The sequence below is a fragment of the Microvirga terrae genome, from assembly GCF_013307435.2.
Taxonomy (GTDB): domain Bacteria; phylum Pseudomonadota; class Alphaproteobacteria; order Rhizobiales; family Beijerinckiaceae; genus Microvirga; species Microvirga terrae.
Map to the genome: position 1 here is coordinate 3,197,792 of NZ_CP102845.1, position 24,586 is coordinate 3,222,377.

The 24,586-nt window shown below is 64.1% G+C and carries 26 protein-coding genes; 8 read left to right on the forward strand and 18 right to left on the reverse strand.

All coding sequences use genetic code 11. The features are described from left to right. Positions 1 to 14: 14 nt before the first annotated feature. Entirely contained in the window at positions 15 to 926 is a 912-nt protein-coding gene (locus HPT29_RS15045; protein ID WP_173948165.1) for a calcium-binding protein, read from the reverse strand. A 102-nt stretch (positions 927 to 1,028) separates the two neighbouring features. Then, on the reverse strand, positions 1,029 to 1,316 hold the full coding sequence (locus HPT29_RS15050; protein ID WP_173948166.1) for a hypothetical protein: 288 nt from the start codon (positions 1,314 to 1,316) through the stop codon (positions 1,029 to 1,031). Between the two features lie 308 nt (positions 1,317 to 1,624). Here HPT29_RS15050 and uvrA point away from each other — a divergent pair, with 308 nt between their 5' ends. Then, entirely contained in the window at positions 1,625 to 4,606 is a 2,982-nt protein-coding gene (uvrA, locus tag HPT29_RS15055; RefSeq protein WP_173948167.1) for an excinuclease ABC subunit UvrA, read from the forward strand. 12 nt (positions 4,607 to 4,618) lie between these two features. Here uvrA and HPT29_RS15060 read toward each other — a convergent pair whose 3' ends face one another. Next, complete coding sequence (locus HPT29_RS15060) at positions 4,619 to 5,689, reverse strand: NAD(P)H-dependent flavin oxidoreductase (protein ID WP_173948168.1); 1,071 nt, start codon at positions 5,687 to 5,689, stop codon at positions 4,619 to 4,621. Between the two features lie 65 nt (positions 5,690 to 5,754). Beyond that, positions 5,755 to 6,531, reverse strand: coding sequence for a bestrophin-like domain (locus tag HPT29_RS15065; RefSeq protein WP_173948169.1), 777 nt, complete (start codon positions 6,529 to 6,531; stop codon positions 5,755 to 5,757). Positions 6,532 to 6,755: 224 nt separating this feature from the next. Here HPT29_RS15065 and HPT29_RS15070 point away from each other — a divergent pair, with 224 nt between their 5' ends. After that, positions 6,756 to 7,565 carry a class I SAM-dependent methyltransferase gene (locus HPT29_RS15070; RefSeq protein WP_173948170.1) on the forward strand — a complete coding sequence of 270 codons (810 nt, stop codon included), beginning with the start codon at positions 6,756 to 6,758 and terminating at the stop codon, positions 7,563 to 7,565. 75 nt (positions 7,566 to 7,640) lie between these two features. Here the strand turns inward: HPT29_RS15070 and HPT29_RS15075 are convergent, their stop codons facing one another. The 5 genes from HPT29_RS15075 to HPT29_RS15090 form a co-directional block, all read right to left on the reverse strand. Beyond that, the gene (locus tag HPT29_RS15075; RefSeq protein ID WP_173948171.1) at positions 7,641 to 8,642 is read right to left on the reverse strand and encodes a hypothetical protein; all 1,002 of its coding nucleotides are present in this window, start codon (positions 8,640 to 8,642) and stop codon (positions 7,641 to 7,643) included. A 239-nt stretch (positions 8,643 to 8,881) separates the two neighbouring features. After that, on the reverse strand, positions 8,882 to 9,109 hold the full coding sequence (locus tag HPT29_RS15080; protein ID WP_259060046.1) for a DUF6894 family protein: 228 nt from the start codon (positions 9,107 to 9,109) through the stop codon (positions 8,882 to 8,884). Positions 9,110 to 9,193: 84 nt separating this feature from the next. After that, positions 9,194 to 9,616 carry a hypothetical protein gene (locus HPT29_RS15085; RefSeq protein ID WP_259060048.1) on the reverse strand — a complete coding sequence of 141 codons (423 nt, stop codon included), beginning with the start codon at positions 9,614 to 9,616 and terminating at the stop codon, positions 9,194 to 9,196. 389 nt (positions 9,617 to 10,005) lie between these two features. Beyond that, complete coding sequence (locus tag HPT29_RS28835) at positions 10,006 to 10,260, reverse strand: DUF6894 family protein (RefSeq protein ID WP_432807251.1); 255 nt, start codon at positions 10,258 to 10,260, stop codon at positions 10,006 to 10,008. Beyond that, complete coding sequence (locus HPT29_RS15090; RefSeq protein WP_173948173.1) at positions 10,191 to 10,406, reverse strand: DUF6894 family protein; 216 nt, start codon at positions 10,404 to 10,406, stop codon at positions 10,191 to 10,193. The genes HPT29_RS28835 and HPT29_RS15090 overlap by 70 nt, the downstream gene beginning before the upstream one ends. Positions 10,407 to 10,947: 541 nt before the next feature. Between HPT29_RS15090 and HPT29_RS15095 the strand changes: the two genes are divergently transcribed. Then, on the forward strand, positions 10,948 to 12,684 hold the full coding sequence (locus HPT29_RS15095; RefSeq protein ID WP_173948174.1) for a right-handed parallel beta-helix repeat-containing protein: 1,737 nt from the start codon (positions 10,948 to 10,950) through the stop codon (positions 12,682 to 12,684). A gap of 15 nt (positions 12,685 to 12,699) precedes the next feature. Here the strand turns inward: HPT29_RS15095 and HPT29_RS15100 are convergent, their stop codons facing one another. Then, positions 12,700 to 13,824: a GGDEF domain-containing protein gene (locus HPT29_RS15100; RefSeq protein ID WP_173948175.1), complete on the reverse strand. Its 1,125-nt coding sequence runs from the start codon at positions 13,822 to 13,824 to the stop codon at positions 12,700 to 12,702. 224 nt (positions 13,825 to 14,048) lie between these two features. Here HPT29_RS15100 and HPT29_RS15105 point away from each other — a divergent pair, with 224 nt between their 5' ends. Both HPT29_RS15105 and HPT29_RS15110 read left to right on the forward strand, forming a co-directional pair. Then, positions 14,049 to 14,603 carry a DUF2231 domain-containing protein gene (locus HPT29_RS15105; protein WP_173948176.1) on the forward strand — a complete coding sequence of 185 codons (555 nt, stop codon included), beginning with the start codon at positions 14,049 to 14,051 and terminating at the stop codon, positions 14,601 to 14,603. 54 nt (positions 14,604 to 14,657) lie between these two features. Further along, positions 14,658 to 14,942: a porin gene (locus tag HPT29_RS15110; RefSeq protein WP_173948177.1), complete on the forward strand. Its 285-nt coding sequence runs from the start codon at positions 14,658 to 14,660 to the stop codon at positions 14,940 to 14,942. 48 nt (positions 14,943 to 14,990) lie between these two features. Here HPT29_RS15110 and HPT29_RS15115 read toward each other — a convergent pair whose 3' ends face one another. Next, a complete protein-coding gene (locus HPT29_RS15115) occupies positions 14,991 to 15,311 on the reverse strand; it encodes a hypothetical protein (protein WP_173948178.1) in 321 nt (106 codons plus the stop codon). Between the two features lie 82 nt (positions 15,312 to 15,393). Continuing rightward, complete coding sequence (locus tag HPT29_RS15120; protein ID WP_173948179.1) at positions 15,394 to 16,221, reverse strand: hypothetical protein; 828 nt, start codon at positions 16,219 to 16,221, stop codon at positions 15,394 to 15,396. A 292-nt stretch (positions 16,222 to 16,513) separates the two neighbouring features. Here HPT29_RS15120 and HPT29_RS15125 point away from each other — a divergent pair, with 292 nt between their 5' ends. Further along, the gene (locus HPT29_RS15125; protein WP_173948180.1) at positions 16,514 to 17,398 is read left to right on the forward strand and encodes a calcium-binding protein; all 885 of its coding nucleotides are present in this window, start codon (positions 16,514 to 16,516) and stop codon (positions 17,396 to 17,398) included. A 258-nt stretch (positions 17,399 to 17,656) separates the two neighbouring features. After that, positions 17,657 to 17,812, forward strand: a complete 156-nt coding sequence (locus HPT29_RS15130) for a DUF1127 domain-containing protein (protein WP_173948181.1) — start codon at positions 17,657 to 17,659, stop codon at positions 17,810 to 17,812. A 79-nt stretch (positions 17,813 to 17,891) separates the two neighbouring features. Here HPT29_RS15130 and HPT29_RS15135 read toward each other — a convergent pair whose 3' ends face one another. Continuing rightward, a complete protein-coding gene (locus tag HPT29_RS15135; protein WP_173948182.1) occupies positions 17,892 to 18,650 on the reverse strand; it encodes a glucose 1-dehydrogenase in 759 nt (252 codons plus the stop codon). An 86-nt stretch (positions 18,651 to 18,736) separates the two neighbouring features. On the opposite strand from HPT29_RS15135, the gene trmFO reads away from it, so the two are divergent. Next, entirely contained in the window at positions 18,737 to 20,155 is a 1,419-nt protein-coding gene (trmFO, locus tag HPT29_RS15140; protein ID WP_173948183.1) for a methylenetetrahydrofolate--tRNA-(uracil(54)-C(5))-methyltransferase (FADH(2)-oxidizing) TrmFO, read from the forward strand. Between the two features lie 166 nt (positions 20,156 to 20,321). Here the strand turns inward: trmFO and HPT29_RS15145 are convergent, their stop codons facing one another. The 5 genes from HPT29_RS15145 to yajC form a co-directional block, all read right to left on the reverse strand. Continuing rightward, positions 20,322 to 21,164 carry a phytoene/squalene synthase family protein gene (locus tag HPT29_RS15145; protein ID WP_173948184.1) on the reverse strand — a complete coding sequence of 281 codons (843 nt, stop codon included), beginning with the start codon at positions 21,162 to 21,164 and terminating at the stop codon, positions 20,322 to 20,324. Between the two features lies 1 nt (position 21,165). After that, entirely contained in the window at positions 21,166 to 21,552 is a 387-nt protein-coding gene (locus HPT29_RS15150; protein WP_173948185.1) for an Mth938-like domain-containing protein, read from the reverse strand. Positions 21,553 to 21,556: 4 nt separating this feature from the next. Continuing rightward, on the reverse strand, positions 21,557 to 22,495 hold the full coding sequence (gene secF / locus HPT29_RS15155) for a protein translocase subunit SecF (RefSeq protein ID WP_173948186.1): 939 nt from the start codon (positions 22,493 to 22,495) through the stop codon (positions 21,557 to 21,559). Between the two features lie 12 nt (positions 22,496 to 22,507). Then, on the reverse strand, positions 22,508 to 24,115 hold the full coding sequence (gene secD / locus HPT29_RS15160; RefSeq protein WP_173948187.1) for a protein translocase subunit SecD: 1,608 nt from the start codon (positions 24,113 to 24,115) through the stop codon (positions 22,508 to 22,510). A gap of 90 nt (positions 24,116 to 24,205) precedes the next feature. Continuing rightward, the gene (gene yajC / locus HPT29_RS15165; protein ID WP_247654589.1) at positions 24,206 to 24,538 is read right to left on the reverse strand and encodes a preprotein translocase subunit YajC; all 333 of its coding nucleotides are present in this window, start codon (positions 24,536 to 24,538) and stop codon (positions 24,206 to 24,208) included. Positions 24,539 to 24,586 lie beyond the last annotated feature (48 nt).

The window sequence follows — 24,586 nt, forward strand, 5'->3', positions numbered from 1 at the left end:
GCCGTCACCGCCGATCAGAGTGTCGCGCCCCCCTGGCCGCGGAGCACGTCATTGCCCGCATCACCCGCGATGACGTCGTCACCCTCGTGGCCGAACAGCCGGTCGTCGCCGGCCTCTCCTTTCATGGAGTCATTGAAGCGCGAGCCATAATAGTGGTCGTCCGTAGCAGTGCCTGTGACCGTCACTCCGGACTGGCGCAGGTCGACAATCTGGCCATGAATACTCGAGCCGAAATCATCCCATTCACTGACCGTATTGGTCCAGGTCACTGCCAGACGTCCGTCCGCCAATATCGTCATGTCCAAGGCGTAAGTGCCGTCCCCTTCGTAGGCCCGATCAAGAATGGTATCGGTGCCCACGCGAGCGCCGTTGGCACTAAAGGCCGAAATGTGAATATCGGCCGAATTCCTGCCCGCAATCTGATCCAGGTAGCCTACGGCAAATCCGCCGCCGGCGAGGGCCGAGACCGTCGCGGCCTTTGTGTCGACGGCCCCCGGCACGCTCAGCAGCAATTCGCCCCCGCTTTTGGTGCCGTTGGCGTTCAGGATCTGCCCCTTGATCTGGTGAAGATCGGGGCCGGCAGTCCTGTCCGTCAGGCTCGTCCAGATCACGATGATCCGACCATCCGCGAGCTTGGTCGCAACGGGCTTGGAATTGAGATCACCCGTTGTCGAGATGTTGATCGCAACCGAGCCGTTTGGCATGCTTCCGTCGTTGTTGCGAAGCTGGCCCTGGATTGACGTCCCTTTCTCGTAAAAGGCGATATACTGTCCTTGCAGTCCGACGACTTCCGTAAAGCCGTAACTTTCCGCAAGCACTGCTGCAGTCCCGCTCTTCTGCAGGTTGGCATCGAAGCTCTGAACGCGGACCTGTACATCGTCATTGCAATAGGAAACAGCGAAACCGCCATTCGTGAGAGCCGTCAACGCAAAGTGGTCGTCGAACCTGGTCGAACTCGCCTTGAACTCATCGCCGATGGGCGATCCATTCGCATTGTAGCCACGGGCCCGCACATAATCGGCGCTCTGCTATGCCACGACGAACCGGCCATCGTTCAGGACGATCACATCGGGAAAGATCTGCAACCCAGCTGTGGTGGTGTTGATGAGGAACTCTGCACCCTTCCTGCTGCCGTCGGCACTGAAAAGCTGCCCCTTGATAGCGCCTCCGTGCGTGTCCGCCCCAGTATTGCTGAGATCGGTCCAGACCGCCACGAAGGAGCCATCCTTCAAGGCGTAGATCTTTTGTGAAAGTTGGTCGCCTATTATAGTGGAATAGACGGGGAAAACAGGCCCCCACGCGACAGATGTGGTCATTGTAGTGCCCTTTGCTTGAGTCCCCGACCACCTCTGTGTTGTTATTTCGTTTCAATTAAGCTAGATGAGCTCGGCCGTTCGACAAGAGGCCGGGACTCGCACTTCTGCAATACAATGACAAATCGCACGTCGACCGGCGTGGATCGCTGGGCTTCCCTCGACCTGAAGAGTTGCGCTTGCCCCTCGTACCCTCTTTGTTCTAGGATCAAACACCTGGAATCATCCGCCGCATTGCACCGGCGGGTGAGGCATCACATATGCGGGGACCGGCCTGACGAGGCCGGATTTCCTCAAAAGGCTAGCGGGCAATGGCTAAACTCGACGATCTGTTCAACCGCGCGAAGGCGGGAGACCCGGATGCGCGCGTCATCTCCGTCCGGGGCGCGCGGGAGCACAATCTCAAGAACGTCGACCTCATGGTCCCGCGGGACAGGTTCGTGGTCTTCACCGGGCTGTCGGGCTCCGGCAAGTCGTCGCTCGCCTTCGACACGATCTATGCCGAGGGGCAGCGCCGCTACGTCGAGTCCCTGTCGGCCTATGCCCGCCAGTTCCTGGAGATGATGCAGAAGCCGGACGTGGACCAGATCGACGGTCTCTCGCCCGCCATCTCCATCGAGCAGAAGACCACCTCGAAGAACCCGCGCTCGACGGTCGGGACCGTCACTGAGATCTACGACTACATGCGCCTGCTCTGGGCACGCGTCGGCATCCCCTATTCGCCCGCCACCGGCCTGCCCATCGAGAGCCAGACCGTCTCCCAGATGGTCGACCGGGTGCTGGACCTGCCGGAGAAGACGAGGCTTTACCTTCTGGCCCCGGTGGTGCGCGGCCGCAAGGGCGAGTACCGCAAGGAGATCGCCGAGTTCCAGAAGAAGGGCTTCCAGCGCCTGAAGATCGACGGCGAGTACTACGCCATCGACGAGGCCCCTGCCCTCGACAAGAAGTTCAAGCACGACATCGACGTGGTGGTGGACCGGATCGTGGTGCGGGCCGACATCGCCGCGCGCCTGTCGGAATCCTTCGAGACGGCCCTCGAGCTCACCGACGGCATCGCGGTCATCGAATATGCCGACGACAAGGACGAGAAGGGGCAGCCGAAGCGCATCGTGTTCTCGTCCAAGTTCGCCTGCCCGGTCTCCGGTTTCACGATCCCCGAGATCGAGCCGCGTCTGTTCTCGTTCAACAATCCCTTCGGCGCCTGCCCGACCTGCAGCGGCATCGGCCACGAGATGCGCATCGACGAGGCGCTGGTCGTGGACGAGACGCTTTCGCTCAAGCGCGGAGCCATCCTCCCCTGGGCGAAGTCGACCTCGCCCTATTACGGCCAGACCCTCGAGGCAATCACCAAGCACTTCAAGGCGTCCATGACGAAGCCCTGGACGGAGCTTCCGGAGAAGGTGCGCGACGTCATCCTCTACGGGTCGAACGGCGAGACCATCCGCATGGCCTATGACGACGGGCTTCGCGCCTACGAGGTGAGAAAGCCCTTCGAGGGCGTGATCCCCAATCTCGAGCGCCGCTACAAGGAAACCGAGAGCGACTGGGCCCGCGAGGAAATCGGCCGCTTCATGGGCGAGACGCCCTGCGAGGCCTGCGGCGGCAAGCGCCTGAAGCCGGAAGCGCTCGCGGTGAAGATCGCGGGCTCCGATATCGGCGACGCCACGGCGCTCTCCGTGAAGGACGCCCATCTCTGGTTCAGCGACCTGTCGAAGAAGCTCACCAAGAAGCAGAACGAGATTGCCGGCCGCATTCTCAAGGAGATCCGCGAGCGCCTCACCTTCCTGGTCGATGTGGGCCTGGAATACCTGACGCTCGCCCGCTCCTCGGGCACCTTGTCGGGCGGCGAGAGCCAGCGCATCCGTCTGGCGTCCCAGATCGGCTCCGGCCTCACGGGCGTTCTCTACGTGCTCGACGAGCCCTCCATCGGCCTGCACCAGCGCGACAACGAGCGCCTGCTCGTCACCCTCAAGCGCCTGCGCGATCTCGGCAACACGGTAATCGTGGTGGAGCATGACGAGGATGCCATCCTGCACGCCGACTACGTGTTCGATATAGGCCCCGGCGCCGGCATCCATGGTGGCGAGATCGTCGCCGAGGGCACGCCCGACGAGATCATGTCGAATCGGAAGTCGCTGACCGGCAAGTATCTCACGGGCGAGATGTCCGTGAAGGTGCCGGGCAAGCGCCGCAAGCCCGATCCGAAGCGCAAGATCAAGCTCGTCGGCGCGAAGGGCAACAACCTGAAGGACGTGACGGCGGAGATCCCGCTCGGCACCTTCACGTGCATCACCGGGGTGTCCGGCGGCGGCAAGTCCACCCTGGTCATCGATACACTCTACAAGGCCGTGGCGCGCAAGCTCAACGGCGCCCTGGAGCATCCCGCGCCGTTCGACCGCATCGAGGGCCTGGAGCATCTCGACAAGGTCATCGACATCGACCAGTCGCCCATCGGCCGTACGCCACGCTCGAACCCGGCCACTTACGTCGGGGCGTTCACGCCGATCCGCGAATGGTTCGCGGGCCTGCCCGAGGCGAAGGCGCGCGGCTACCAGGCGGGCCGCTTCTCCTTCAACGTCAAGGGCGGCCGCTGCGAGGCCTGCTCAGGCGACGGCGTGATCAAGATCGAGATGCACTTCCTGCCCGACGTCTACGTCACCTGCGACGTATGCAAGGGCAAGCGCTACGATCGCGAGACCCTGGAGGTGAAGTACCGCGAGAAGTCCATCGCCGACGTGCTCGACATGACCGTCGAGGAAGCGCGCGAGCTGTTCAAGGCGGTTCCGTCGATCCGCGAGAAGATGCAGACGCTGGCCCGCGTCGGCCTCGACTACGTGCATGTGGGCCAGCAGGCGACGACCCTCTCCGGCGGCGAAGCGCAGCGCGTCAAGCTGTCGAAGGAGCTCTCCAAGCGCGCCACCGGACGCACGCTCTACATCCTCGACGAGCCGACGACCGGTCTGCACTTCCACGATGTGGCGAAGCTGCTCGAGGTGCTGCACGAGCTCGTCGACCAGGGCAACACGGTCGTGGTCATCGAGCACAATCTCGAGGTCATCAAAACCGCCGACTGGGTGATCGACATGGGACCCGAAGGCGGCAACGGCGGCGGCCAGATCGTCGCCCAGGGCACGCCGGAGGACATTGCCGCAGCAGAGGCGAGCCACACCGGTCGCTTCCTCAAGGAAGTGCTGGAGCGCAGGCCCTTGAAGAAGGAAGCGCCTGCGAAGGATGCCGCCAAAAAGGCTCCGGCGAAGAAAGACAAGAAGGTGACGCGGCAGGCGGCGGAGTAAGCCTGCCGGTTCTCACCGGGACGAGAGCCGTGCCAGAACCTCTTCCGCAAGCGTCTTCGTCAGCTCGCCGGCAGACATTTCTCTGGCAAGCGGGGCCGCCTGCCCTGACCAGAGCGACATGAAATCGCCCGAGCCGAGCGGCTCGGACTTCTGACGCAAGGGGGCGAGTGCGCCGCCTGCAAGCGGGAACGCGGGCGCGTCCGATGCTATCGGGCCTATCTCCCGCATGATCCGGTTGAGGATTCCCCTCGCCGGGCGTCCGGTGAACACATTCGTCAACGCGGTCTTCTCGGCCCCGGCGCTCTTCAGGGCCTCCCTGTGTACCGGCGATATGGTGGCTTCCGGGGTGAACAAATAGGCGGTGCCGATCTGCACGGCCGACGCGCCGAGGGCGAACGCCGCCACGATGCCGCGCGCGTCGGCGATGCCGCCTGCAGCGATGACCGGTACTTTGACGGTATCGACCACCTGCGGGACCAGAGCCAGGGTGCCGACTTGGGTCGTGATCTCATCTGTCAGGAAGAGGCCGCGATGGCCACCCGCTTCGAAGCCCTGCGCGATGATGGCGTCGCAGCCCTCGCGTTCGAGCCAGCGCGCCTCCTCGACGGTCGTCGCCGAGGACATGACTTTGGCGCCGGCGTCCTTCACCCGGTTCAACAGGTCCGGTTGCGGCAGCCCGAAATGGAAGCTCACCACCTCCGGCCTGAACTCTTCCACCAGGCCGAGAAACGTCTCGTCGAAGGGGGCGCGTGTCGACGGCGGGGTCGGTCGGTCCGGGTCGAGCCCGAGTTCCAGATAATAGCCTCTCAAACGCTGCTTCCAGGCCGCTTCCCGCCCGGCATCGACGATGGGAGCCCGGTGACAGAAGAAGTTGACGTTGACGGGCTTCGACGTTGCCTGCCGGATTCGGGACAATTCCTCCCTGGCCTTGTCGTGGCTCAGCAGCGCGCAGGGCAGCGAACCCAGGCCTCCAGCCTCTGAGACCGCGATGACCATATCGGACAGGTTGGCACCTGCCATGGGGGCCTGGATGATGGGACGTTCGATCCCGAAGAGGTCGAGAACGCGTCGATCTTTCCACATGGCCGTTGCCTTTCCTGTCTGGGCGAAACGAGAGCGAGAGCACCGTTCCCGACGTGAAACGCAGATTAGCCGGGCGTCAGCTCATCCTCCAGCACCATCTGGTAGGGCGCCGTGTCGATGGCGGCGGGACCGGCGTAAGGGTGGCTGAGGGCCAGGATGAAATAGAGCGCCAGGCCCGTATAGGCTCCGTAGACGGACAGGATCGCGATGTGCGCGAGGTTGGCCGGGAAGATGAGGAAGAATCCGACGATGATGGCGAATCCGGTCAGGGCCATCCACCAGAACAGGCTGGGAAGCCCGCGATGGGCGAGCGAGAGGCGCGCCTTCCGGTGATCCTGCAGGTCGTCCATGTTCATGATCATCCGGGCGCGCAGGGATTGCTGCTGCGGCGTCTCGGCCTTCAGGTTGAGAATGCCGATATCGAGCGCGTTGTAGGCCTGCCTCGCCTCCCGGCTGCCCCTGGGATGGGCGGCCGCCTGCCATTCGTTCTGCAGCACTGCCGAGACGTAGGCGGCAAGCTGGTCGCGAAGGATACCCTTTTCCGGCCCGTTCCATTGGTTCAGCTCGAGCACGACATGCTCGATCGTCGTCACCTCCTTGGACACCTCCTGCTGCAGGTTCGTGTGCGTGGACTGCGCCTCCGCGAAGACGAGCGCCAGGATGAGGCTGTGGATCGTGCCGATGCGAACCGCGACCGTTTCGGCCACGTCGCGGGTTTTCGTCGGAAGATCGTCGCTCAGCATCCGCCGCAGCACGACGAAGGGCACGGCGGAGGCCGCGATGGCGAGCAGCATCGCAAGGATCGCGCCCAGCCAGGCCGGCAACTCGAGAATGGCCGTCATGCTTGCTCCTGATCCTGCAGGCCTCGTGCGCGGCGCAAGGTCCGGGCCGGCCCAAGAGACCATGCAACAGACCATGCAACGGCGGCCGATTCCATGGCTTTTCCGGCGTATCGGGCGCTCATCCCGGTCACGCCGGGAGGATCGACTGCCCCTTAGCCTTTTGAGACACTTGCACGCCCGGCGCCCCGGCGCGATCATCCCGGGCTTTCGCGGTGGAGGAAATGATGGGCGCCACCGATACGGCCTTTGCGGGCTCGATCCCGGCAATCTACGAGCGCTACATGGGGCCCCTGCTGTTCGAGCCCTATGCCGAGGACATGGCGGCGCGTCTCAAGGACATCTCGGAGGGCCGGGTCCTGGAAACCGCCGCGGGAACGGGCATCGTCACACGGGCGCTCGCGAAGGCGCTGCCGCCGCAGGTCGAGATCGTCGCGACCGATCTCAACCAGGCGATGCTCGACCTTGCCGCCGAGCGGCTGCAGGCGGCGAACGTGACATGGCGGCAGGCCGATGCGCAGAGGCTTCCGTTCGAGGATACGTCGTTCGACGCGGTGGCGTGTCAGTTCGGCGTCATGTTCTTCCCCGACAAGCTGGCCGGCTATCGCGAGGCCCTGCGCGTGCTCAAGCCAGGCGGACGATTCCTGTTCAGCGTGTGGGACACGCTTGATCGCAACGAGGTCAGCCGCATCGTCTCGGACACTGTGGGAAGCCTCTTCCCCGACGACCCGCCCCGATTCTACGAGCGCGTGCCCTTCGCCTATTCCGATCCGGACCGGATCCGGGGCGAGGTGCAGCAGGCCGGGTTCGAGAACGTGGAGATCGAGGTGGTCGAGAAGGTCATCCGCGCCTCCACGTCCCGAGATCCGGCGATCGGCCTCTGCCAGGGCACGCCCCTGCGGGCGGAGATCGAGGCCAGAGCCTCGGAGCGCTTGGAAGAGATCACCGACAGGGTGGCCGATGCGCTCACGGCCCGTTTCGGCTCATCGCTGGTCGAGAACCGCATGAGCGCTCTTAGCGTGACCGCCTGGCGCTGAGGGTCGCTCCGACAGCCGAACAGCAAAAGGCGCGGCTCCTGTGGAGCGCGCCCTTCGCGTGTAGTCAGGAGCGTTTCAGAGAGCCGACATCCGGCTCATCAGGCGGCAGAGCGCCTGCATGTCGGAATCGTAAGCGTCCGGCGAGGCTGTCACCATGGCGCAGCTGCGGCGCAGCTTCATGCGGTCGTCGTTGCTCATCTGGCGGATCTCGGCCCGGAGGCGTTCCGTCTGGCCCGTACGACCGGGCCGTACCGGATTGACGCTTCCCGTCGCGGATGGATTGCGCACGCTGCCGGTGCCCAGGGAGCTTGGATTGGCGAGACCGCCAGTCCCGCCGCTGCCGATCGCTCCCGTCCCGATAGTCCCACCGGTCCCGCCCGCGCCGCTCCCTGCGCCAGCGCCGCCGCCGACACCGATTCCGACCCCGGCATTGATGCCATCAGAGCCTCCGACGCCGGCGCCCACACCGGCACTCACGCCGCGCGAGCCGCCAACGCTCGCGCCAAGGCCTGCCGTCACGCCACCCGATCCACCGACATTCGCCCCCAGACCCGCGTTGACACCACTCGAGCCCCCGATGCTCGCGCCGGCGGCGGCCGTGACCCCGTTGGATCCGCCGATGCTGGCGCGACCGCCCGCACTCACACCGGACGAGCCGCCCACATTGGCTCCGAGCCCAGCACTGGCTCCACCCGTGCCACCGACATTGGCGCTGGCTCCGGCAGAGACCCCGCTCGGTCCGCCTATATTGGCGCCGCCGCCGGCCGTGACGCCGCTAGAACCGCCCACATTCGCCCCAAGGCCGGCACTCGTTCCGCCGGAGCCCCCGATGCTTGCACCAAGACCAGCCGCAATCCCGCCCCTCCCACCGATATCTGCTCCGAGGCCCGCAGAAATTCCGCTGTCGCCGCCGACGCTCACGCCGAGCCCGCCGCCGAGACCGTCCGAGCGACCGCCGCTCCCGCCTCGATCCCAGGCCGCAGCCGGCTGCCACATCAACGAAGAGATCAGAAGAACCGCCGCGCCGCACACCGAAGTCTCGCGGCCGAACCCCAACAACCGTCCACGCGAATGCATCTCTGTACTCCCTAGGAGCTACCCCATACGGGGCTATCGCATGAATAGACTCAGGTCTGAGGAAGTTAGTTCCACGGTTCTGAATATTTATCGCTGCGAATACTTCTATTCAAAATTACACACGATACAACATGAGTCTGAATCTTTCAAAAACATTATATCGTATACCGCGCATCAAGTAATGATGATGGTTTTGCTTCGGATCAAAAGTTGATGGGAGTTCCAGACGATTGCTGGATTCAATGCACGGTGCTGTTCAGCGTCAAGGAATGCAGAAGCGTGCCTTGGGAACACACGATGTCGAGGCGCCATCCGGACCAGTCCTCGACGTCCTGTCCGATCTCGCAGCGCAGTTCGGTGACGGCAAGGAGCGCCTGATCCTTGGCGCTCTCCAGGTCATGAACTTCGATCCCTGTATTGTCGACGATCTCTTCGTGATCGTTCACAAGGTGAAAGAAGCAGCGCATTTCGGGACCGTCACCCCTTTGAACAGGATGGAATCTGCTAGCGGCTTTTGCCATCGAAGTGAAGACTCCATCCCCGACCAGCTATCATTCGTCTTTGGTCGAAGCCTCGCCCACAGGGTCGAAACTGTTCAGCTCGACCCAGCCGATATCGGGCCGCGGAGCCGGTACGAGGTAGGCCCGCCCATCTTCGAGGCGCTCGATTTTGCAAGCAATCGCCCGCTGGTCTCCGGGAGGACGATACACGACGATCGCTCCGACCTGGATATGGTCTGAGTTGTTCGGAGACGGGGATTCAGGCTCCGATGGCGGCTCTGGACCCTGGAGACCGTTCTGGCCCCCATTCGCCGCCCTCACACGGTCGAGGGCCGCAATCGCCAATCTCGCCCTGTCGCGATAGCGCTCGCCCACGGACCTTAGGAGAGCGCCGCGCGTGCGCCCGGGATACCACGAGGTTCCACCGGCCTTCGCCAGTTCCTCCGCAACGGCTTCAATCTCTTCGTCTGTCACGCCCGCCCCCAGACAATCTACGCCACCCTTAGGAACCATTGCACAACCTGCTTGAGGAGAGTTTAACGCAGAGTAATGCACGAGTTAAATCCCAGAAGTGGCAGATCACTAGAACTTTAGTACTTTGCCGGACGATGCGGCAAGGAAATACCCCCCTGGATATTGGCACCCTTTCGATACGTTCAGGCCATGATCAGCCCGCAAGTCTGGCCGACGAAATCAGGCCGCGTTTCGGGCGTCATGGACCGGCATGCCGTCGAGACCGCACAATCGGGGAATTGAGACCTATTCCTACCGTTCGGGGCGCTTTCACACGGACGCGACATAAATGACCTCGTCGCCCTCGTCCGTCACGGCGACGATCCAATAGCAGCCATGCCTGCTGTCAGTCAGCAGGCCGCCCCGCACGCCATGGAGGGATCGGGCAATTCGACGCCTTCCCGATCCCAGACGAATGTCTCCTTGGAACGGAGATGGAAATAGTAACGAGGCATCTCGCTTCCCTCCGTCGCAGTGATCTCGGCACAAGGGCGGATTCCGATCCGATCAGCAGTTTTACAGCATGAGAGAGCACCTATACCGCGAGAACGAACACGATCCGGCCCGCCTCGTCGGTGATGACGGTGATCCTGTTGGGCATGCATCCGATGACGTCCAGCAGAGCATCCCAGGAGGCACAGGCCGCCGCGTTGCCGGGTTCGAAGGCCGATCTCAAGTTCGGCAGATCGACGCCTTCCCTGTCCGGTATGAGACGGTCCGCAAGCTGAACATGGAAATGATAGCGGGCCATCGGACCTTCCGGCTTCCGTCCCATCCTAGATGACACAACCTGAGCTTGGGCGCTTTAACGCAGGTTAGGAAAGACCCGGATGAGGATTGGTTTTACCGGGAAATCCAACGATCAGGTTGATGGATCGAGGCCGCTTCGCGTCGATTTCGAGCGCGATCACCCTGGCAGGGCGATGAATGCTCCACGCATCGAGTGCGACTTTCTTTCATCAGAGGCGCCGAATCGGACGTTGGATCCCGAGGCAGGAACGAACTGCCACTGATGCCGTCTGTGCTTAAAAAACCTCGTCGGAGACCGGAATTATGGCCGCAAGCAACGCTTTCGGGCTTGAGGGCGGGGGCCAGCGGACCCGAATCGCAGACGGGCTCTCCGAATGGTCCCGGCCATCAACCTTAGAGTAGTTTCCTATCCAATGAGACAATCACCGGCAGCTTCAGGATGACTACCCCCGATGCCGGTCAATCCTCAAGAATAGCCCGCCGAAACCCGGCAAAAGCTGGTTATGCAGGCTGGCCTCCCTCGTCGGAAAAGGACTGTTTGCATGGCCCTGTTTATCGACGCGTCGAGTTTCGGCGCGAAAGCCAATGACGCGTTGGAGGACACGGCCGCCCTCAACGCAGCCGTCAGAGCAGCGTATGAAGCGTACCGCGATGATCCAGCCGGGGGTCGCGTCACGGTCGTACTGCCTGCCGGCACCCTGCTCGTCAAAGGCAACGGCGACAAGAGCGACGGTGCGGTCGAAATGCTCGAGGGCACGGCCCTGCAGGGCGCCGGAATGGGGCGGACGATTCTCAAGGTGGCCGATGGATGGGCCGGCAGCATCACCGGCGTGGTTCGCACCCCCTTCGACAACGTGACGAGCAATGTGGGCGTCTTCGATCTCACCATCGACGGCAATCGCGGCGCCACGACCGGCAAGATCGACGGCTTCTATACGGGTGTGAAGCCCGGAAGTCCGCTGCAGGATAGCGATATCCACGTCGCGCGCGTCGAGGTGATGAACTGCTCCGGCTATGGCTTCGACCCGCACGAGCAGACCCTGCGCCTGACCATCGAGAGCAGCGTGTCGCACGGCAACGGACTCGACGGGTTCGTGGCCGATTACATCGTCAACGGCATCTACAGGAACAACATCGCCTACGGCAACGACCGGCACGGGTTCAACATCACCACCACGACGACCGGGCTGCTCCTGGAGAACAACATCGCCTACGGCAACGGATCGGCCGGCGTGGTCGTGCAGCGAGGCTCCGAAAACATCGGTTGGCCCAGCAACGTCAGGATCGTAGGCGGCCAGTACTACGGCAACCTCAAGGAAGGCGTCCTGCTCAACATGGCGGCCAACGTCACCGTCGACGGCGCCACGATCTTCGGCAATCAGGGCAACGGGGTGCGGATCGAAGGCTCCACAGGGACCGTGGTCCGGAACAGCTTCATCTTCAACAATGCTCAAGTCGGAGACAACCAACTCGACGAGGTCAGCATCCGCATGCGCCTCGATTCCACGACCGGGCTGACCTACTACTCGACGAACACACAGATCCTGAACAACACGATCTATTCCGACGGCGCGACCGATGCACGCTACGGGATCCGCGAGGAGTCCTCGAATACCGCAGGGGGCGACACATTCATCCGGCTCATCGGCAACGCGATCTCGGGCACGGATTCAGGTGCCGTCTTCACATCGAAGCAGACATGGATCGGGTCCGCGAGATCCAATTCGTTCAAGGGCACCGGGCAGGATGAGGACCTCAGCGGACGCTCGGGCAATGACACCATCCGGGGAATGGGCGGCAACGACCACGTGTCCGGGGACGGAGGAAATGACAAGCTCTATGGCAATTCGGGCAGGGATTACGTCTTCGGCGGCAACGGGCACGACAGCATCAGTGGCGGCGCCGGAAACGACATCCTGAGCGGCAATGCGGGCCGCGATGTCTTCATCTTCGACAGCAGACTTGGAAACTCTTCGACGGATCGCAAGGTCAACTTCGACACGATCCTCGACTACTCGGCGAAGGACGATTCCATCTGGCTCGACAACGCCGTCTTCCGCAAGCTAGGACTAGGCTCGTCGGCGAATCCCACCAAGCTCGACGCCGATGTCTTCCATATCGGCACCAGGGCCAAGGATCAGAACGACTACATTCTCTACAACAAGAAGACCGGTGTTCTCTCCTACGATTCCGACGGCTCGGGCTCCCGCAAGCCGGTGGAGTTCGCCCAGCTCAAGAAGGGCCTCGCCCTGACCTACCACGACTTCTTCGTGGTGTGAGATCGGAGCGCCCCGTCAGGCCGCGATGACGATGTTGCGGCCGCCGCGCTTGGCCTGGTACAGCGCGGCATCGGCCCGGCGCAGCAACGCGGCGGCGTCGGCTCCCGTATCCGTGATGCAGCCGACGCTGACGGTTGCGGCGGCCAAGCCGCCGAGAGAAGCGGCTCCGGCCGACGAGAAGGCATGTCGGATCCGATCCGCCAGGCGAGCCGCCTCCCGGGAGTCCTGCGCCAGGATCGCGCCGAATTCCTCGCCGCCCAGCCGGCCATAGGTCTGCCCTGGAAGGTGAGCCGCCAGGACTTCCCCGAAGATCGTCAGGATCCGGTCGCCTGCATCGTGGCCGAAGCGGTCGTTAATGGCCTTGAAGTTGTCGAGGTCGAACAGAAGGCAGGTCGCCGGCTTAGGACCGAGCTGCCCGAGGAGCCGGGCAGCATTCTCCATGAAGGCGCGCCGGTTCGGAACTCCGGTCAACGGATCGACGAGGGCGGCCTGCCTGTACTCGGATTCGACGCTCTCCTTGCCCATGGACAGAAACATGAACGCCAGGGTCGGCCCAAACATGACCAGAAGGAGCGCCATGGAGGGAGACCACCGGCTCGCGAAGGTGTCGATCCACGACACGGAGGTCAGGCCGATTCCGAGCATTCCACGGGACAGGTTGAAGACGGCCAGCGCCAGCAGAAGCACGACTGAGACCCGTGAGGAGGCCAGCGGTCGCGCAGCATGGCGACCGAGCTCCCAGGCCGAGAACGTCGAATAGGCGAACGTGATCAGGGATGCGACGATCAGCCGGAAGCCATGCGAGCTGTAGATGAACGGAAAAGCCGCCGTCCAGATCGCCACCCCGGCAATCAGCGCCGTCGCGGACACGGGGCGACCGTTGAAGACCCGGCATCCCGTGTAGAGAACCCCGTAGCACAGCAGGGCCAGGGCGTTTGCCACGAGCAGGATCGCGTAAGCCGGCTGTCCGTGAGCCAGATTGGCCGATCCGATCCCCACGGCGATGAGCCAGAAGGCACTGCCCCACCAGGCGAGCGCCCTGACCCTGCGGTTCAGCACCCAGGAAAAAAGCAACAACGTTCCGAGCACCGCCGAAAGCAGCACGAAGGCAACGGTAAGCGTGGCAGGATCAAGGACCATCGGAGAGGCTGCCGTAGGGTTCGACCAGATAGCCGCAGAGGAACCCCAACGACCCATCCCGCAGGATGCATAGGACGCTATCTCCCATCCGCCCTCCGATGTCCAGAACCCCGCCCTGCGACGACCCGCCCTGCGGCGGGCCAGGCGGCCCCGACAGGAGGCGCCTGGAACGAAGGGTTGGCCGGAGCATTTGTCCTGACGCGATATCCGGCAGGGAGACTTTCATGGGCATGTATCACCGTCATGGCGTTCAGAGCACGGCCGCCATTGCTGGCCACCCCATTCACCACATGCTGATCGTCTTTCCCGTGGCCTTCCTGATCGGGGCGTTCGGAACCGACATCGCCTTCATGGCCACTCGGGATGCGTTCTGGGCGCAGGTCTCCTACTGGCTCCTGATCGCCGGGGTCGTGACCGCCCTCGTCGCCGCCGTGCCGGGTCTGATCGACTTCGTGACCATCGACCGGGTGCGCAACGTCTGGGTCTCCTGGGCCCACATGGTGGCCAATCTCGTGGTGGTCGCCCTGGCCCTCATCAATGTGGGCGTCCGCCTCGACGATCCGGCGGCCGGCGCACAGGGATGGGGCATCTGGCTGTCCGGCATTCAGACCGCCCTTCTCCTGTTCAGCGGCTGGCTCGGAGGCGAGCTCTCATACCGCTACGGGATCGGGGCCATCCGGGATTACAGCCCGAAGACCGAGCAGTTCCATGTGGAGGTGGACCGGGCGGACGTTGCCGCATCCTATGGCCGGCGGAAGACCGGATGGGGCGACGTCTGATTCCGACAGGGCGCCTTGCCACGGCAGGGCCCGGGCCGCTACATTCGAGCCGTCATGACGCGATGCGCCCTCGCCGTTCTTTTCTTCAGCCTTGCGCCGACCAGCCTGCCGCTGGCGGCGACGGCCTGCCCGCCGGGCTTCGCCATGCTGCAGGCCTCCGACACCTGCGTGCGCGTCAGCGGTCGCGTGAGAGCAGAGACGTCGGTGGGATCATCGCGCGCCCGGTCCGCGGACAGCTACGGGACGCATGCCGGTGGACGCGTGCAGCTCGATGTGAGGAAGCAGACCGAATATGGGCCGGCCAGGGCCTTCATTTCGGTCGGGAACGAACGTCGCTGACCGGCATCCGAGGCAGGAGCGCCCGAAGGCGCTCCTCCCGACCCGGTATCAATACCCGTCGTCGTAGTATTCTTCCCGGTAATAGCTGCGCCGCGGCGCCTCATAGGTCCGGTAGGCCGGCCTCTCATAGGTTCGGTATGTGGGCCGCGCCGTCGCGGCAAGCGCTCCGCCGAGGATTGCGCCCGTCACCCCGGCCGCGATGGCGGCATTGTTGTTGTGCCGGCGCTGAACGTAGTAGCGGGGAGCCTGGTGGCTCTTGTAATGCCCATAGGCATGGCCTCTGCCTTTGCCGGGGCGCGCTTCCGCCGCGCCGCTGAAGGACGTCGCGGCCAGAAGGGCGACACTCACTGATACCAAAAGCTTCTTCATGGTTGATCTCCGGAACTCCGAATGACGGCGGGAGAGGCATCCTGGCTCCGGATCCCTCCCCCGGCTCACGCGGGCGTTGCGATTACTGGTTCGGGGTGCTGCCGCCCTGGGACGAGGAACCGCCCTGCTGCGGCAGGCGCATGTTCGTGGAGCTGCCGCCCGAGCTCGAGCTGCTGCCGCCCGAGTTGCCGCTCATGTCCGTCCGGCTGCGCGTCGAGACCGTTCCCGTCGTTTCAGGAGCGCTCGAGCGGGTTCGGCTGGTCGAAACATTCACGTCATTGGAGCGACGCTGCTCGAGCGACACGCCGACGCTCGGCGAGGTGTCCTGGGTCCGGCGGACCGTCGTGCGGCTCCTCACGGAAACGCTCGGCTCGTTGACCTCCTCGTAGCGGCGCACGGTCCGGCGGCGGACCTCCACCGGCTGCTCCTCGACCACATGATAGCGGCGCTTCTTCGACACGACCTTGTTGGTGCGCTTCGTCTTCTTCACAGCGACCTTCTTGGTGGGCTTCTTCTTCACCACCGTGCGATGAACCTCGGTATCGGGCTCCTCATAAGTGGTCACGCTGCGGCGGCGGGTCACCGAAACGCTCGGCTCGTCGATCTCGCGCACGGTCCGGGAGCGCACGGAAACGCCGGAGCGCTCGCGGGTCTCGATACCGACGCGGGTGCCGGATTCCTCACGGTTTCGGACATTGATCTGAGCCCCGGAGCTTTCGCTGCGCGTGGCACCGGTCGTCTCCGTCTGGGCTCTGCTGCCGCCGGACTGGTTGCGCAGCATCTGGTTCGAACCCGAGGAGGATTGCGAGGTCGTGCTGGTGTTGCTGTTCGTATCCGTCTGCGTCGAAGTCTGTGCGTAGGCCGCGCTGCTCAGCAAGAGAAGGGCGGCACCGAGAGCGATTTTCTTCACGGGACCATCTCCATCACAGTAAAGGTGGGAGATGAACGCCAACCCGATGAGACTGTTCCCAATAACTTTAAGTAACCGATTTTATCCCGCACGGGTGGGGCGAAGATGAACAAATGTTCAAGAATATGAACTTCCGAGATATCGTGAGCGCGGGTCAGGAGCGCTCACCCGCACCCATCAACCAACTCTTTACCACCGTGATGAACAATGCTCACCGGGGCGATACAGCTTAAGTTCACGTTCACAGCCATAGCTTAAGGCTATCGAGTGTTTTCATCGGGACAGAGCAGTCATGGCGGTTTTCAAGGCGTTCAACACAGCGGGTGTGGGCTTCAACATGTCCAGCACCGACAGCTCGGGCTGGGCGTTCATCGGGGCCAACCCCTCGGTGACGACGGATCTCGTTTACGATGACGGCACTGTCGCCGAGTACGAAATCGACGGCAGCCTGATCGTCGACTCCTTCACCGCCCGCTATTGGAGCGACGGCTACACCGTCGTGATCGACGACCTGGTCTACGAAAACTACGGCCAGACCATCCTGTCCATCGAGGATCTCAGTCTCTACACGACCGTCGACGAGCTTCAGGGCTATGCCTGGTATGTGACGATCAACGGAGGGAACGACACCTTCTATGGCAACGATTACAATGACGTCATCCGCGGCGGGACCGGCGACGATATCGTCTATTCCTACGACGGCGACGACATCGTGTACGGCGACAGCGGTGCCGACGATCTCTACGGTCTGTGGGGAGACGACGACCTGTACGGGGGCGCCGGCCGCGACATCGTGAGCGGCGGGGCCGGAAGTGATTACCTGAGCGGTGGCTTGGACAACGATACGCTGACCGGTGGTTCGGGCAAGGACTACTTCGTCTTCGACAAGCGGCCGACCCGGAGCAACGTCGACAAAATCACCGACTTCCGGCCGAGCGACGACACGATCATGCTCGACGCCCATGTCTTCACCCGGGCGGGACGCGACGGCTGGCTCTCGGCCGCAGCCTTCAATACCGGCTCAGCCGCCCGGGATGTCTCCGACCGGATCATCTACAACAAGCAGACAGGCGCCCTGCTCTACGATGCCGACGGGGTCGGCGGCGTCGTGGCCGTGAAGTTCGCCCAATTGAACGCCGGCCTGAGCCTGTCCAAGGCCGATTTCTTCATTTTCTAGGCCAAAGCGAACCTTGACAAGCCTGCCGGACGGCCCTGGAAACAGGGCCGCTTTCGTTGTCCGCTCCGAGCGTCCTTGGGAGAGCCATTCCTCATCCGCAAATTGGTTAACGTGGCATTAGGACGTTATGCTACTAAAGCATAACAGACCTACATTATCACCACTCCTCTTTTGCAGTGCACCCACTTATATCCGCACTGCAAACGCAAGAACAAAGGCCACCGGTCAAAGGGGCCGGTCACTGTTTAGGAGCTTCCCATGTTCGTATCGTACATCCTGTCTAAGGTCCGCAGCTATATGCGTTATCGCGAGACCGTCCGTGAGCTTTCGCTGCTTTCCGACCGCGAGCTCGACGACCTCGGCATCTCTCGCTTCCAGATCGAGAGCATCGCTCGCCAGAACGCTTTAGCGTAAAACTACGCTGCATCGCAGCACAAGGCCCTAGCCCGCCCTCCGGCGGGCTTTCGCTTGTCGAGGCCCCTGTTGTGAGACGTCAGCGGCCGCCTGACACCGACAGGTTGGCCCCGGCGATGTAGGACGCCGCGTCCGATATCAGGAACAGCACGGCCTCGGCGATCTCCTCCGGCTCCCCGATCCGGTTCATGGGGATGTGGGGCCGAATGCGCTCCACCCGACCGGCATCCTGGGTGCTGCGCTCGTGGATGTCCGTCATGGTCATCCCCGGCGAGACGGCATTCACCCGGATCCCCTCGCTGGCCAGCTCCTTCGCCATCCCGATCGTCAGCGAGTCGACGGCGCCCTTCGAGGCCGCGTACCAGACATATTCGTTGGGACTGCCCAGGCTTGCGGCAACCGACGAGATGTTGACGATGGCGCCTCCGGGTCCGCCCCGGCTGGTGGAAAGGCGCCGGGCCGCCTCTCGGGCGACCCAGATCGCCCCCAGGACGTTCACCTCGATGCAGGCCCGGACGGCGTCCGAGTCAGCCTGCTCCAGCCGGCTCGACTTGCCGGTGATGCCCGCGTTGTTGACCACATGCGAAATCGGGCCGAGGGCAGATTGAGCCTCGTCGAACATCCGCACCACGTCGGCCTCCATGGCAACGTCGCCTTGGCACGCCACGGCAGCCGCTCCCGATGTGCGACAGGCCGCAAGCACGCGCTCGGCGGATTCGCGCTCGGACCGGTAGGTGATGGCGACATCGTAGCCGCGCGCGGCGGCGAGCTGCGCCACCGCGGCCCCTATGCCGCGGCTTCCACCTGTAATAAGGACGACGGGGCGTCTGGATTGCATAGCGTTCTAAGCCTTCCCAATAGTCATTCGGCTCAACTTGACCAGCGCTCCCCAGGGAGTCAACAAAGCCGCTCGGGAGAATGATCATGAGCACCCTCAAACCCATCCATGTCATCGGCGGCGGACTCGCCGGTTCGGAAGCGGCCTGGCAGATCGCCCAGGCGGGCGTCCCGGTCGTGCTGCACGAGATGCGCCCGGTTCGCGGCACCGATGCCCACAAGACCGAGGGCCTGGCGGAGCTCGTCTGCTCCAATTCCTTCCGCTCGGATGACCCCGAGGCCAATGCCGTGGGACTGCTGCACCAGGAGATGCGCAGTCTCGGCTCCCTGATCATGGCGAAGGGCGATGCCAACCAGGTTCCGGCCGGAGGCGCATTGGCGGTCGATCGCGACGGCTTCTCGAATGCGGTGACGGCCGCGCTCGAGGCACATCCTCTCGTCACCATCGAGCGGGGCGAAATCGCCGGCCTGCCGCCGGAGGAATGGTCTTCCGTGATCGTCGCCACCGGGCCCCTCACGTCGCCGGCTCTCGCAGAGGCCATTCTCACGCTCACGGGCGAGACGTCGCTCGCCTTCTTCGACGCCATCGCGCCGATCGTCTACCGCGAGTCCATCAACATGGACGTCGCCTGGTTCCAGTCGCGCTACGACAAGGTTGGACCGGGCGGCACCGGCAAGGACTACATCAACTGCCCCATGACCAGGGAGCAGTACGAGGCCTTCGTCGATGCGCTGATTGCCGGCGACAAGACCGAGTTCAAGGAATGGGAGGCCGACACGCCGTATTTCGACGGTTGCCTGCCGATCGAGGTTATGGCCGAGCGCGGCCGCGAGACCTTGCGCCACGGACCGATGAAGCCGGTCGGCCTCACCGACCCGCGCAATCCCGACATTAAGCCCTATGCCATCGTGCAGCTTCGCCAGGACAACGCGCTCGGGACCCTGTTCAACATGGTGGGGTTCCAGACCAAGCTGAAATACGGCGCGCAGACCGCGATCCTGCGCATGATCCCGGGCCTGGAGAACGCCGAGTTCGCGCGCCTCGGCGGCATTCACCGCAACACCTACCTCAACTCACCCAAGCTTCTCGATCCGACCCTGCGCCTGAAGGCGATGCCACGCCTGCGCTTCGCGGGCCAGATCACCGGCTGCGAGGGCTACGTCGAGAGCGCCGCCGTCGGTCTCATGACCGGCCGCTTCGCCGCTGCCGAGCGGCTCGGCCGGCCGATCGAGCCCCTGCCGCACACCACGGCGCTCGGGGCGCTGATCAACCACATCACGGGCGGGCATATCGAGACCATCGACGAGGGGCCGCGCTCCTTCCAGCCCATGAACGTGAATTTCGGGCTCTTCCCGCCTCTGGCCCATGCTCCGAAGGCGGAGGACGGCAAGCGCCTGCGCGGCCCCGCCAAGGCCGTCGCCCGCAAGAAGGCGCTGACGGACAGGGCCAGGGCAGATCTGGCGGCCTGGCTCTCAGGTGGGGTCCTGCCCGCTGCGGCCGAGTAAGCCGGCTCCCGGGACGCTCCCCGGGCCGCTCCGTGCCATCCGGGAACAGATGCTCCTCACGTCGTGGCCGGCCTTGCGCCGGCCATCCCAATACGGAAGAGCGCGGCGCTTCAACGAAGCGGGATCACCGGCACAAGGCCGGTGACGACACGGGACGGGCTCCCCTCTAGAACGGTCCGCGCCAGAGCGCCCAGATCCGCCGCCATTGCGGCAGGTCCACGGGCGTGTGGAACGGATCGTAGCCTCGCCGCTCCATGGCCCTGAGATAGGGCTCGACCAAGGCGAGCGGCTGAAAGGCCGGCTTGGCCGCATCGGGAATGGTGGCGCGCAGCTTGCGCGCCTGTTCGAGGTGCCTGTGGGCGACCGCGCGGAGATCGGCTAGGGCGCGGTTGAGACCGGGCCCGCCGCGTCCGGTCACGATGTCCTCGCGCACGACCCCGTGGCGGGCCAGGAGATCGGCCGGGATATAGACCTGCCCCTGCCGTGCATGATGCGGGAAGGCCCGAAGAAGCCCGGTGACGGCATAGGCCACGCCTGCATGCCCCGCCGCATCGGCCGTACCCGGATTGGAGCCGTCGGCGAGGACGAGGCTCGCAAGCTGGATGAGGCTGGACGAGGTCTCGCCGCAATAGCCCTCGAGATCATTCAGGCTCGGCATGGGATCGTCGTAAAGGTCGAAGATCCGGGCATCGATCAGGTCGACGAAGGACTGACGGGGCAGCCGGAACTGGACGATGGTATCGTCCAGCGCGGCCGCCACGGGGTTCGCCCGCACGTCGCCCCTCGCCTCGCCCTGCAGGGCGTCGCGCCACCATTGCAGGCGGATCTCGCCGACGAGCGCCTCCCGCACCGCTTCGCGGACGCGGGCCACCTCGAAGTTGAAGGCGTAGAGCGCATAGAGGTGGGGACGCTTCTCGGCAGGCGCGAACAGGCTCGCCCAGTACCGGTCCGGATCGGCCTCGCGCACGAGCGCTTCGCAATGGGCGAAGTTGGCAATCGCTTCCGCCATGTCAGGGAACGGCGATCAGGGCGGCGCCGACCTTGCGGTTCTCGGCGAGCAAAATGTTGTACGTGCGCGCGGCAGCCCCCGTCTGCATCACGTCGAGCCCGATCCCGGCCTCGCGAAAGCGCGTGCGGAACCCCGCCGGAATGGCCGCGATGTCGGCGCCCGTGCCGAGCAGCAGGAGATCGATGGCATCGGCCTCGGCGAAGATCGGGTCGAGCGCCTCGTCGGTCAGCTCGGCCACGGAACCGACCGGCCAGGCCCGAATCCCCGAAGGCAGGGCCAGCAGGGAGCCACGATGGGACATGTCCCCGAAGCGAAAGCCGCCGTTGCCGTAGGCGTCCAACGGATAGCGTCCCGGCAGGAAGCCGTCATAGAGGCGACCATCGCTCATGGTCCTACTCCGCTGCGGCGGCCCTGCCCTCCGGCACCTTGACGGTCTCCGACCCGCGCAGGCCGATATAGATCAGCATGGGCGACGAGATGCAGATGGCCGAGTACGTACAGATGACGACCCCGTAGAGCATGACCTGCGCGAAGCCCTGGATCGCCTGTCCGCCGAAGAGGACCAGAGCCAGGAGCGACAGCGCCGTCGTGGTCGCCGTCATGATCGTGCGGGACATGGTGGTGTTGATCGAGAGATTCAACAGCTCTTCCGCAGGCATAGCCTTGTAGCGACGCATCAGCTCGCGGGTCCTGTCGAACACCACCACCGTCTCGTTGAGCGAATAGCCCACGATGGTGAGGATCGCGGCGATCGACGTCATGTTGAACTCGTGACGGGTGATCACGAAGAACCCGATGGTGAGCACGATGTCGTGGAGCGTGCCGATGATCGATGCTACCGCCAGCTCCCGCTCGAAGCGGAACCAGAGATAGAACAGGACCGCGATCACCGAGAGCACGATGCCGATGGTGCCCGACTGGACGAGTTCGCCCGACACGCGCGGGCCGACCGTCTCGACCCGGCGGAAATCGTAGTCGTTGCCGAAAGTGTCGCGGGCCTTCTGCACCACGGCCGTCTGCGCGGCCTCGCCGCCCGATTGGATGGGGAAACGCAGCGAGACCTCGCCGGTGCCGCCGAATTCCTGGACCTCCACGTCGCCGAAGCCGAAGCTCTCGGCGGTCTGGCGGATCTGGGCGACGTTGGCCTGACCGGACTTGGCCTGGATCTCCATGAGCGTTCCGCCCTTGAAGTCGATGCCGAAGTTTAGCCCGACCGTCATCAGAACGATGGCAGTCGCCACCGAGATCAGGGCCGACAGCGGGAACGAGTAGCGCCGCAGGCGCATGAAGTCGAAGTGGGAGTTTTCGGGCCAGAGGCGGATGAGGCGCACGATACGCACTCCTTAAAACGGAAGGGCTTTGGGACGCATCCACTGATACCAGAGCGCGATCATCATGCGCGTCAGGGTAACGGCGGTGATCACCGTCGTCAGGATGCCGAGAATGAACACGACCGCGAAGCCGCGCACCGGACCGGAGCCGAGGAAGAACAGGATCACGGCGGCAATCGCCATGGTGCTGTTGGAATCCACGATGGTCGCGAAGGCCCGGTCGAAGCCGGCCTGGATGCCCGACACGATGGACCGGCCGGCATGCACCTCTTCGCGGATGCGCTCGTAGATGAGCACGTTCGAGTCCACGGCCGTGCCGATGGTGAGCACAATGCCGGCGATGCCCGGCAGGGTCAGGGTCGCTTCCAGCACGGACATGAGACCGAAGATCAGGCCCACATGGACGAGGAGCGCGATGTTCGCGATGAGGCCGAAGACGCCGTAAGTGGCGAACATGAAGATCACCACGAAGATGGCTGCCACATAGGTGGCCATCTTGCCGGCCTCGATAGAATCGCGTCCGAGGCCCGGGCCGACGGTGCGCTCTTCCACGATGGTGAGCTTGGCAGGCAGCGCGCCGGAGCGGAGCAGGACCGCGAGATTGTTGACCTGCTCGACCGTGAAGCTGCCGGAGATCTGGCCGGAGCCGCCCGTGATGGGCGACTGGATCGTCGGCGCCGAGATCACCCGGTTGTCGAGCACGATCGCGAGCTGACGGCCCAGGTTCTCCGTGGTGGCCTGGCCAAAGCGCTGCGCCCCGCGGATGTTGAAGCGGAAGTTGACGATCGGCTGGCGGGTCTGGCTGTCGAAGGCCGGCTGGGCATCCGTCAGATCGCCGCCTTCGGCGATCACTCGGCGCTCGACGGGCACGCGCTGTCCGCCGGCATCCTCCATGGGGAGCAGGTCGACGTCGGTCGCGCCCGGCTGGGCCAGCAGGCGGAACTCGAGATTGCCGGTCTCGCCGAGAAGAGCCTTCAGCTGCTGCGGGTCCTGGAGGCCGGGAACCTGGACGAGAATGCGGTCGGCGCCCTGGCGCTGGATGCTCGGCTCCGTCGTTCCGCCGAAGTCGATGCGGCGACGGACGACCTCGATGGACTGGTCGACGGCGCGGCGCACGCGCTCGTTGATGCCCGCATCCGTGTAGGTCAGCGTGATCACGCCGTCCGGACTGGTGTTGATCGCGATGGTGTTGTTGCCGCTCTGGCCGATCACGGCATTGCCGATCGGCTGCGACAACTCCCTCAAGCGCGGCAGCAGCCGGTCGCGATCCGCGGCATCGGGCACGCGGATCTGCACGCCCCGCTGGACCGTCTGAATGCCGTTCTGGGACGACACGCGGGTGTCGCGCAGGATGCGGCGCACGTCGTCGCGCAGGATCGTGACCTGGCCGCGCAGCAGGTCCTGCGCGTCGACCTCGAGCAGGACGTGGGACCCGCCTTGAAGGTCGAGTCCCAGGACGATGGCGCGGGACGGTACGAGCCAGGACGGGACCCAGCTCGGGACGGCGTTCAGGAAAGCCTGACGCTGCTCGCGATTCATCATGCTCGGAACCGCAAGAAGCAGGCCGATCACAATGATCGCCACGGTGGCGATGATCTTCGACCTCGAGAAGCGCAGCATCGTCAGCTCAACCTTTCTCACTCACCTGGCCGCATTCTGGAGCGGCGAACCGGCCCTGGTCCCAAATGGAAGGGCCGGCCTTTTGTCACATCAGGCCTTGACCGGCTCGCTCTTGGAGCGGACCTCGGAGATCATGGCACGGGCCACCTTCACCTTCACGCCGTCGGCGATCTCGACCTCGACATCGGCCGAATCCTCGAGGACCTTGGTCACCTTTCCGATGATGCCGCCGGACGTGACGACCGTATCGCCGCGTCGGACGTTCTTGATCATCTCCTGGTGGGCCTTCACCCGGCGCTGCTGCGGACGGATGATCAGGAACCACATGATGACGAATATGAGGATGAATGGAACGAATTGAAGGATCATCTCCGTTCCGCCCCCGGCCGGGGCCCCTTGTGCGAAGGCAGGTGAAATGAACAAGCGGCTCTCCATGGATAAAGGCGCGTGGCAGGCCCGTTTTGGGCCCAC

What these genes read in the sequence shown, in the direction of transcription:
- HPT29_RS15050 (WP_173948166.1), bottom strand. Translation starts at nt 1,316, where the DNA reads ATGACCACATCTGTCGCGTGGGGGCCTGTTTTCCCCGTCTATTCCACT.
- uvrA (WP_173948167.1), top strand. Translation starts at nt 1,625, where the DNA reads ATGGCTAAACTCGACGATCTGTTCAACCGCGCGAAGGCGGGAGACCCG.
- HPT29_RS15060 (WP_173948168.1), bottom strand. Translation starts at nt 5,689, where the DNA reads ATGTGGAAAGATCGACGCGTTCTCGACCTCTTCGGGATCGAACGTCCC.
- HPT29_RS15065 (WP_173948169.1), bottom strand. Translation starts at nt 6,531, where the DNA reads ATGACGGCCATTCTCGAGTTGCCGGCCTGGCTGGGCGCGATCCTTGCG.
- HPT29_RS15070 (WP_173948170.1), top strand. Translation starts at nt 6,756, where the DNA reads ATGGGCGCCACCGATACGGCCTTTGCGGGCTCGATCCCGGCAATCTAC.
- HPT29_RS15075 (WP_173948171.1), bottom strand. Translation starts at nt 8,642, where the DNA reads ATGCATTCGCGTGGACGGTTGTTGGGGTTCGGCCGCGAGACTTCGGTG.
- HPT29_RS15080 (WP_259060046.1), bottom strand. Translation starts at nt 9,109, where the DNA reads ATGCGCTGCTTCTTTCACCTTGTGAACGATCACGAAGAGATCGTCGAC.
- HPT29_RS28835 (WP_432807251.1), bottom strand. Translation starts at nt 10,260, where the DNA reads ATGCATGCCCAACAGGATCACCGTCATCACCGACGAGGCGGGCCGGAT.
- HPT29_RS15090 (WP_173948173.1), bottom strand. Translation starts at nt 10,406, where the DNA reads ATGGCCCGCTATCATTTCCATGTTCAGCTTGCGGACCGTCTCATACCG.
- HPT29_RS15095 (WP_173948174.1), top strand. Translation starts at nt 10,948, where the DNA reads ATGGCCCTGTTTATCGACGCGTCGAGTTTCGGCGCGAAAGCCAATGAC.
- HPT29_RS15100 (WP_173948175.1), bottom strand. Translation starts at nt 13,824, where the DNA reads ATGGTCCTTGATCCTGCCACGCTTACCGTTGCCTTCGTGCTGCTTTCG.
- HPT29_RS15105 (WP_173948176.1), top strand. Translation starts at nt 14,049, where the DNA reads ATGGGCATGTATCACCGTCATGGCGTTCAGAGCACGGCCGCCATTGCT.
- HPT29_RS15110 (WP_173948177.1), top strand. Translation starts at nt 14,658, where the DNA reads ATGACGCGATGCGCCCTCGCCGTTCTTTTCTTCAGCCTTGCGCCGACC.
- HPT29_RS15115 (WP_173948178.1), bottom strand. Translation starts at nt 15,311, where the DNA reads ATGAAGAAGCTTTTGGTATCAGTGAGTGTCGCCCTTCTGGCCGCGACG.
- HPT29_RS15125 (WP_173948180.1), top strand. Translation starts at nt 16,514, where the DNA reads ATGGCGGTTTTCAAGGCGTTCAACACAGCGGGTGTGGGCTTCAACATG.
- HPT29_RS15130 (WP_173948181.1), top strand. Translation starts at nt 17,657, where the DNA reads ATGTTCGTATCGTACATCCTGTCTAAGGTCCGCAGCTATATGCGTTAT.
- HPT29_RS15135 (WP_173948182.1), bottom strand. Translation starts at nt 18,650, where the DNA reads ATGCAATCCAGACGCCCCGTCGTCCTTATTACAGGTGGAAGCCGCGGC.
- trmFO (WP_173948183.1), top strand. Translation starts at nt 18,737, where the DNA reads ATGAGCACCCTCAAACCCATCCATGTCATCGGCGGCGGACTCGCCGGT.
- HPT29_RS15145 (WP_173948184.1), bottom strand. Translation starts at nt 21,164, where the DNA reads ATGGCGGAAGCGATTGCCAACTTCGCCCATTGCGAAGCGCTCGTGCGC.
- HPT29_RS15150 (WP_173948185.1), bottom strand. Translation starts at nt 21,552, where the DNA reads ATGAGCGATGGTCGCCTCTATGACGGCTTCCTGCCGGGACGCTATCCG.
- secD (WP_173948187.1), bottom strand. Translation starts at nt 24,115, where the DNA reads ATGCTGCGCTTCTCGAGGTCGAAGATCATCGCCACCGTGGCGATCATT.